At 45.6% G+C, this 1,479-nt stretch carries 1 pseudogene; it reads left to right on the top strand.

Annotated elements, in window-relative coordinates:
* Window positions 1–1,479 (top strand): annotated as a pseudogene (locus tag AC1MDJ_RS07825) (hypothetical protein); the annotation flags it as partial.

Raw genomic sequence — 1,479 nt, 5'->3', positions numbered from 1 at the left:
TGCTCTTATTTCATATAGTCAGCTGGGGGGGGGGGGCTACTACCCCTGTATCAGGAGATTACAAGCTAACATTTAGCACTAAGGCAGGGGAAAATGCAGTCTATCAGACAGCACAACTCATGGACTACACGAAACGTCTCAGCTACCCTAGTGGGATAACGAATGTTGTAGTAGAGGGGCTGGATAACAACGCAGTGAAGTTCATAGTGAACGATGATACGGTGCATATAGAGCCATCTTACGTTGTCGGTGACAACTGGAGAGTGCCTACGACTGGCGGGCTTCAGACAAACAATATTGCTGGCTACAGACAAGTAATGTTAGAGCAACTCCATGGGTTTCTGACTCCATTTAATCACAATGTGACCAATGATGGTGTTCCCACTACGTATCCGATTGAAGCCTACAGCTATCCGTATGATAACTTTTCAGGCTTTTATATGGGATATGAGATAGTTTCTGGGGCTGACGCCATAGACGGAACGCATACACAATCTGCTCCCGGCTGGAGCACTACCACCTTTATAAACCTTGCTGATGGCACAAAAGCATGGCAGCTTCAAGGCAGTGGCGATGCTAGCAACTATCTCCGCTCATTTTATGTGGACCCTGCTGACGGGACAAAGCATTATCCCACCCTTTCTGGTACACTCCAGAATTTTGACGGAATTATGAATTACAGGCAAGCTATATATACGCCACTATCTAACGGTAATTATGTAGGTCTTTCGTATTTCATCTCTGCAAGTGCTGTTAATAGCATGGCAGTTGGCGACAAGGCATTGTTCTACTATCAAGCGAACAGTCCCGATGTGGAGGTTAAGCCGGGCATTACTAACTGGGTTAATCCAACCTACAACTGGAATCTCAATCCTGCGAATATGGATGGTATCAAGAATGTTCGCATAGAGATTGACGTGCCTAATGGAACGAATACTGTTGGTAGCAATGTTATCCCGCAGGTATTCTGGGATGTTAATCAGCCTCACGTTGAGTTCACAGCTATGACTATAGAGAACGGGGAGTTTAAGGAGATAAAGATTAGCTGGGATAGGGACTGGAACGTGCCAGAGGATAAGATAGGCGGCACTTGGGGCTGGGCAGTGTCAACACCCGCAGAGGTCAAGCTGAAAGATGCTACTGCTGGTGGCAGGCTGGTGTTCACTAATGGGGACGGGCGAATGTTGCTTGATAATACGCAGACTATAACGATATATGGCAATGGCAAGCAGGCAGAGGTTACCCTTGAAGGCGAAGATACCATTCAAGACCTAATAGATAAACTAGCTAATGCCATAGGTAGCAAAGCTGGATTAGATATGGCTAATGGGTTAAAGATAGAAGACCTTGTTAAGATAACCCCTAATAAGACTACATCATCAACATCACTTAGTGGAATACTTGATAGTGAAGCAACACTTACTATCCAAACGGGATTAACAGGGGAATCTTCCGAACTGCACTTCTCAGGTGATGAGG

It is taken from the genome of Candidatus Termitispirillum reticulitermitis, assembly GCF_054655775.1.
Note: the sequence above shows the minus strand (reverse complement) of the source record. Positions and strands in the feature narration are given on the sequence as shown.